This window comes from Mesorhizobium sp. M1E.F.Ca.ET.041.01.1.1 (assembly GCF_003997355.1).
GTDB lineage: Bacteria > Pseudomonadota > Alphaproteobacteria > Rhizobiales > Rhizobiaceae > Mesorhizobium.
In genome coordinates this window covers 1-6,437 of the sequence record NZ_RZSL01000358.1, presented here as the reverse complement: position 1 = coordinate 6,437, position 6,437 = coordinate 1, and the positions used below count along the sequence as shown (strand labels likewise).

At 62.3% G+C, this 6,437-nt stretch carries 7 protein-coding genes; 5 read left to right on the top strand and 2 right to left on the bottom strand.

The window, feature by feature from the left end; translation table 11 throughout:
* A partial coding sequence (opgC, locus tag EOA38_RS24450; RefSeq protein ID WP_189434851.1) for an OpgC domain-containing protein occupies positions 1-653 on the bottom strand: 653 nt, incomplete at its 3' end.
* Positions 654-856: 203 nt separating this feature from the next.
* Between opgC and EOA38_RS24445 the strand changes: the two genes are divergently transcribed.
* On the top strand, positions 857-1,516 hold the full coding sequence (locus EOA38_RS24445) for an alpha/beta hydrolase (protein ID WP_127300433.1): 660 nt from the start codon (positions 857-859) through the stop codon (positions 1,514-1,516).
* A gap of 38 nt (positions 1,517-1,554) precedes the next feature.
* Here EOA38_RS24445 and sthA read toward each other — a convergent pair whose 3' ends face one another.
* Positions 1,555-2,943: a Si-specific NAD(P)(+) transhydrogenase gene (gene sthA / locus EOA38_RS24440; RefSeq protein ID WP_127300432.1), complete on the bottom strand. Its 1,389-nt coding sequence runs from the start codon at positions 2,941-2,943 to the stop codon at positions 1,555-1,557.
* 263 nt (positions 2,944-3,206) lie between these two features.
* Here sthA and EOA38_RS24435 point away from each other — a divergent pair, with 263 nt between their 5' ends.
* From EOA38_RS24435 to EOA38_RS24420, 4 genes are all read left to right on the top strand, one after another.
* Positions 3,207-3,815: an isoprenylcysteine carboxylmethyltransferase family protein gene (locus EOA38_RS24435; protein WP_245480909.1), complete on the top strand. Its 609-nt coding sequence runs from the start codon at positions 3,207-3,209 to the stop codon at positions 3,813-3,815.
* A gap of 204 nt (positions 3,816-4,019) precedes the next feature.
* Entirely contained in the window at positions 4,020-4,490 is a 471-nt protein-coding gene (locus EOA38_RS24430) for an RDD family protein (protein ID WP_126094253.1), read from the top strand.
* Positions 4,491-4,630: 140 nt separating this feature from the next.
* Positions 4,631-5,395 carry an arginyltransferase gene (locus EOA38_RS24425; RefSeq protein ID WP_126094254.1) on the top strand — a complete coding sequence of 255 codons (765 nt, stop codon included), beginning with the start codon at positions 4,631-4,633 and terminating at the stop codon, positions 5,393-5,395.
* Between the two features lie 119 nt (positions 5,396-5,514).
* Positions 5,515-6,411 carry a DMT family transporter gene (locus EOA38_RS24420; RefSeq protein ID WP_127300431.1) on the top strand — a complete coding sequence of 299 codons (897 nt, stop codon included), beginning with the start codon at positions 5,515-5,517 and terminating at the stop codon, positions 6,409-6,411.
* Positions 6,412-6,437: the final 26 nt, after the last annotated feature.

The window sequence follows — 6,437 nt, the reverse complement described above, 5'->3', positions numbered from 1 at the left end:
AACCAGAGACCCGGCTCGGGATAGTTCGGCGGCGCGATCTGCCAGATACCGGCGACAAGCCACAGCAGCCCGGACACAAACAGTGCGGCCACGGGCCTGTAGCTGACGAACAGAACGAAGGCCGGCGCCGCCAGAAGCAGCGCCGCATAGACCGGCAGGATGTTGTTGTAGCCGAGCTGATGGCCGAGCGTGACGATGCCGAGCAGCACCTCCGGCGTGTTCTTCATCAGCGGCTCCATGTTGATCATCTTCAAGAGCTCCGGCCTGTGGGCAAATACCGCCGCGGCGCAGAACATGGCGATCACCGCCATGGTGATGACGATGTGGGTGACATAAAGCACGCCGGCGCGCCGCCACATCTTGAGCGTCGCCAGCAATCTGCCGCCCGGCTTGAACTTGCTGCCATAGGCAAGCGCCACCGAGATGCCGGAGATCAGGACGAAGGCCTCGGCCGCATCGGAAAAGCCGAGATTCTTGTAGGTCAGGCTTTCGAAGACGGTGCCAGGCACATGGTCGACGAAAATGGTGAGCAAGGCGAGCGCGCGCAGCACATCGATACGCGTGTCGCGACCGTTGATACGCGTGTCGCGATCATTGATACGCGTAATGCGATCATTGATACGCGTGTCGCGTTGAGAAACCGGGATGGTCATCGACAAAAGGCCTCAGAGCTGGTGTTTCATGTCCAGCAATGCGACCCCCGACGCACCGCTTCGATTCCTCCCATCGGGGAGTGTATCGGCGCAGAAACGGTCTGAAATGCGCCCGGTTCAATCAACTTTCGCGGAGCTTGAAAACATTCCGTTTTGAAGCCGGCAAATCAGCGAAATCACCATAGAATCAAAAGGATGTGATCATGTCCGAACATGCGAGCAAAAACAGCGAGCTGCACCGTGATCTGCCTTTCCCCTATCGCTTGATCAGACCGGCAGCCGCGAGCGGCGAATGCCTCTTCGTGCTGCATGGATCGGGCGTGGACGAAACGACGATGGTGCCATTGGCGAGGCAAATCGCGCCGCGCGCGGTGCTTGTCGCGGCGCGCGGCCGCATCGCCCAAGAGGACGGTTTCCGCTGGTTCGAGCGAATCACGCCGACCAGTTTCGAGCAATCGAGCATCCGCGCGGAGACGGCCGCTTTCGCTCAATTCGCAACCGAAGTCGCGAAGCGCCATGGGCTCGACCTTCAGCGCGCAACCTTCCTCGGCTATTCGAACGGCGCCAATCTGGTTTCCACGCTGATGCTGCTCCATCCGGGCCTCGTTGGGCAGGCCGCGCTTCTCAGGGCGATGCCGGTACTCGATGACACCCCTGCGCCCGACCTTGCCAGAACGCGGGTGCTGATCATCGCCGGCGCGGCGGACCAGACCTACGGACCCTTCGCGCCCGCCCTGGTGACGCTGTTCAGCCAGCGCGGCGCCGAGGTCGATGCGCGCATCGTCGCCGCAGGTCACGAATTCGGCGACGCGGATGCAGCGATCGTGCGGCAGTGGCTTGCGGGGGCCACACCAGTCGCCTGACTGGAACGTCGCTCCTGGCAAGGAGCTTTGTCCAGTGTCTATCCCTGCCCCATCCTGTTCCAGGCATCCAGGCCCGCGATCTTGTAGGCTTCGGCCAGCGTCGGATAGTTGAAGGTGTTGTTGACGAAGAAGTCCACGGTACCGCCGAGATTGATCACCGCCTGGCCGATGTGGATGAGCTCGGTGGCGCCCTCGCCGACAATGTGGGCGCCGAGCAGCCGTCGCGTCTCGACCGAAAAGAGGAGCTTCAGGAAGCCTGAGTTGACGCCCATGATGTGGCCGCGCGAGGTTTCCCGGAAGCGTGCCACGCCGACCTCATAGGCGATCCCGCTCTCGCGCACCTGCTCCTCCGACTGGCCGACGGTGGAGATCTCCGGCACCGCATAGATGCCATAGGGAAAGGTTTCCGGCGGCGGCGGCAGGGTGACGCCGAAAGCGTGACAGGCCGCCACCCTGCCCTGCTCCATCGAGGTGGAGGCAAGGCTTGGGAAACCGATGACGTCGCCGGCGGCATAGATGTTCTGCGCGCTGGTCTGGAACGTTTGCGGATTCACCTTGATACGGCCTCTCCCATCGGCTTCGATGCCGACCATCTCCAGGCCGAGGCTGGCGACGTTGCCGGTGCGGCCGGCGGCATAGAGCACGATCTCGGAGCGGATGGTGCGGCCGTCGGCCAGCGTCACCTCGGCATGATCCGGCTTCGAAGCGATTTCCTTGACCGTGCTGCCGAGGCGAATGGTCATGCCACGGTCGCGCATCTGGTGGATGAAGTCGTCGACGATCTCGCGGTCGATGAAATCGAGGATCGTGTTGCGCGGCTCGACCAGCGTCACCGGCACGTCGAGCGCCGAGAAGATGGTCGCATACTCGACGCCGATGACGCCGGCGCCGATCACCGTCAGCGTGCGCGGCAGATGGTGGAGTTCCAGCATCTCGTCGCTGTCGAAGATGCGCTTCTTGTCGAAGGGCACGTCGCCCGGACGGTGCGGCCTGGTGCCCACGGCGATCAGCGCGTTGGCGAAGCCGACTTCGCTGTAGTCACCGTTGTCCGCCGTCAGGCTGACCCGGTTGGGGCCGAGGAATTTCACCGCGGCGCGCGCGCTCTTGACCGTATTGCGCATGAACTGGTGCTGCAACACCTCGACCTCATGGTCGAGCGTCTTGTGCAAGCGCTCGACAAGGTCGGTGACCGAGATGTCCTGCTTGACGCGGTAGCCGCGCCCGTAGAAGCCGCGCTCGCGCCAGCCGGAGAGGTTGAGGACCGTCTCGCGCAGTGTTTTCGATGGGATGGTGCCGGTGTGCACCGAGACGCCACCGAGGCGGCGGCCCCTGTCGACCACCAGAACCGATTTGCCAAGTTTGGCCGACTGTACCGCGGCGCGGCGCCCCGAGGGACCGCTGCCTATCACGAGCATGTCGTAGTCCATTTCCCAACCTCTTTGTGCGCCGCAGCAGGCTAAACTGGGAAGAGCGTGATGTTCAACTGCCAACACGCCATTCGCCGGGGACTCGAGAGATTCCACCGCATACAACCAAAGCCGCTCAAAAGCTTAACCTCGCGGCAAGGGCTTGCGTGCAATGGTCTCATACGAGGGGACCGCCGGGGATCGACGACTTGACCATTCTGAAAAGCATCGCCCTGTCTGGCGAAGGAACGGGATTCCTCTCCGGGCCACGGGCGAGCGAAGTCTTGACGGACTTGCGCGAGGGCTTCTTCCGCTTCTTCGCGCTGGCTGTGATGTCGCTGTTCGTTTATCGCGGCGTGTCCCAGCTCATCATCGACCCGGCTCGGCTCAACGTCCTGCTGTTGACGATTTCCGAAACCCTCACCCTCATCTGGCTGCTCCTCGCGCGCCGCCCGATCGTTCGCGACTGGAACCCGTTCACCGTGGTCATCTCGGTGACGGCCACTTTCGGCGCCGGCCTCATCTCGTTCGAGCAAGGCGTCGCGATCATTCCGCTCGCGATCGCCGCACCGGTGCAGTTCCTGTCGCTGTGGATGTCCATCTGGGGAAAGATATCGCTCGGCCGCTCCTTCGCCATTCTGCCCGCCAACCGGGGCGTCGTGACCGACGGCGCCTACAGATTTGTCAGGCACCCGATTTACGCCGGCTACCTTATGGGACACGTCGTGTTCCTGCTGTCGAATTTCTCGATCTACAATTTCACCGTCTACGCCATCATCAGTGTGTTCCAGATTCACCGCATCCTGCGCGAAGAACGCCTTCTTGCCATGACGCCGGAGTATAGCGAGTATCTCAACAAGGTCCGCTACCGGCTCTTGCCGGGCGTCTTCTAATGCATGTCGCCCAAAAGTGTGCAGCGTTTTGGGAAAACGACATTCATCAAAACAAGGACCTAAAGCGCGTCGCTTGAATCCGTTTCAGCGCGACGCGCTTTAGACTAGACCCCGGGCCGGCCAAGCCCAAATCCGTTCCTTGAATTCGGCGCTGCCCTCACCATCTGAGATGGCGGGCATCGAATGCCCTTATGAGGAAAGGACATGAACACGCGCGTGCTTGACGGCGAGATCATCACAACGAGGTTCGAGGACACGCGCGCCTATCGCGGCGTGCGGACCAGGCGCGTCTTCGCCTTCATCCTCGACTATTTCATCGTTGCGCTGCTCACCATCCCCTTCGCGATACTGGTCGCCGTGCTTGGGCTTTTGACCTTCGGCCTGGGCTGGGCGCTGTTTTCCGTCCTGGTGCCGGCAGTTGCCATCCTCTACATCTGGAACACGCTGGGCAGCCGTGACCAGGCGACGACCGGTATGAAGATCATGGGCATCCGGCTCGACAAGCTCGACGGCACCCGCATCGACGGCCTGACCGCGGTCGTGCATTCGGTGCTGTTCTGGGCCGCCAACGTCATCCTGACGCCGCTGGTGCTGTTGGTCACGCTGTTTTCCGATCGCAAGCGCACGCTGCATGACCTGCTTCTCGGCACGGTCGTCACCCGCACCGACATCTGACGGTGCCTGCGGCCGCCATCGCCGCGCCGGTTGTGCTAAAATATGAACAGGCTAGGCCGGCCGCGGCCGCACAATCCTGTTGAATTTTTCGCCGGCCGGGCCAAAGGTAGAGCGATTCGCAGGAGCGTTTCCAAGATTAGATGACGCAGCATCCGACCCAGTCGCCGCAGTTCTTCCTGACCGCGCCATCGCCATGCCCCTATCTGGAGGGCCAGTTCGAGCGCAAGGTGTTCACGCACCTTGTCGGCGACAAGGCGCCCGAGATGAATGACCTCTTGACCCAAGGCGGCTTCAGGCGCTCCCAGAACATCGCCTACAGGCCCGCCTGCGAATCCTGCCGCGCCTGTGTGTCGGTGCGCATCCTTGCGCAGGAGTTCACCACCAGCCGCAACATGCGCCGCGTCATCCAGCGCAATGCCGATCTGATCGGCGCCATGCACGACGCGCAGCCCTCGACCGAGCAATATTCCCTGTTCCGCGCCTATCTCGACGCCCGGCACCGGCGCGGCGGGATGTCCGACATGACGGTGCTCGACTATGCCATGATGGTCGAGGACACGCATGTCGACACCAAGATCATCGAATACCGGCGCCGCGGCCCCGACACCTTCATCACCGGCAAGGGCCAGGGCGAGCTGATCGCCGTGGCGCTGACCGACAAGATGGCCGACGGCCTGTCGATGGTCTATTCCTACTTCAATCCCGATTTCGAGGACCGCTCGCTCGGCACCTTCATGATCCTCGACCACATCGCCCGCGCCAAGGCGATGGGACTGCCCCACGTCTATCTCGGCTACTGGGTCAACGGCTCGCGCAAGATGAGCTATAAGATGCGTTTCATGCCGCAGGAGCATCTCGGCCCGAAGGGCTGGGAACGCTACGACCACGAAGCGGTCAGTCGCTGACCATTTTTTCCAAAGCCCGACCTTAAACTGTTTCAAGAGCCAGGAAGCTGGTGGTTCCGCCGCTCGCTGTAAGCGTGCGCCATCAAGCCAGCCGTCTGCAAATCATTGCGAGACTTATCATGTCTTCCCACCACGACCACCAGAAGGGCCTGCTGATCACTGCCATCGGCGGATTGACGCTTACCGTCGACATTCCACTGATCCGGTTGGCCGACGGCAGCCCCTGGACCATCATGATGCTGCGCACCGGCACGACACTCATTGCCGCCTTGATAATCTGGGCCGTCTGGCGTGCGATGCGCGCCAATGCGCCGCAACTCATTCCCGGCTGGTCGGGACTTGCCGTGGCCTTTTGCTACGGCCTGACCGGGATAACCTTCGTCACCGCCGTCTACCACACCTCGACAGCCGACCTGGTGTTCATCCTCGCCTTCAACACCGTGTTCGCGGCGCTGCTATCGTGGCTTTTTCTCAAGGAAAGACCCCGGCTCGGAACTGTGGTCGCGATGCTGGCGATGATCCTGGGCGTACTGATCATCGTCGGCGGCTCGGTCGGCACGGGTCATCTGTTCGGCGATTTCATGGCGCTCTGCTCGGCTTTCTTCGTCGCTTTGGCCATCACCATCTCGCGCGCCAGCGGCAAGGACATGGGCTTCACGGCGCTCGTCGGCGTCATCCTGCCTCTGGCGGTCGCCTTGTTCATGGTCTCGGGCGAAGGGTTTCACGTCAACCAGCCATGGTGGATCATCTTCAACGGCGCCGTAATCATGCCGATCTCGTTCTTCTGCCTCGCCAATGGACCGAAATACATCTCTGGGCCGGAGGTGGCGATGTTCTATCTGCTCGAGACCGTGCTGGCGCCGATCTGGGTCTGGCTGGTCTTTGCCGAGACGCCGACACGCAACAGCCTGATCGGCGGCACGATCCTGATCGTGACGCTGGCGGCGCATTCGCTGTGGCAGTTGCAGGAGGGCCGCAAGCGCCGCGCGGCGCCTGCCGTCGGTCACCCGGCCTGAATTTTCCTGACTTCGGGCGCCGCCTC

Excerpts from the sequence above, each read along its gene's own strand:
- EOA38_RS24420 (WP_127300431.1), top strand. The coding sequence starts at position 5,515 with ATGTCTTCCCACCACGACCACCAGAAGGGCCTGCTGATCACTGCCATC.
- EOA38_RS24425 (WP_126094254.1), top strand. The coding sequence starts at position 4,631 with ATGACGCAGCATCCGACCCAGTCGCCGCAGTTCTTCCTGACCGCGCCA.
- EOA38_RS24430 (WP_126094253.1), top strand. The coding sequence starts at position 4,020 with ATGAACACGCGCGTGCTTGACGGCGAGATCATCACAACGAGGTTCGAG.
- sthA (WP_127300432.1), bottom strand. The coding sequence starts at position 2,943 with ATGGACTACGACATGCTCGTGATAGGCAGCGGTCCCTCGGGGCGCCGC.
- EOA38_RS24445 (WP_127300433.1), top strand. The coding sequence starts at position 857 with ATGTCCGAACATGCGAGCAAAAACAGCGAGCTGCACCGTGATCTGCCT.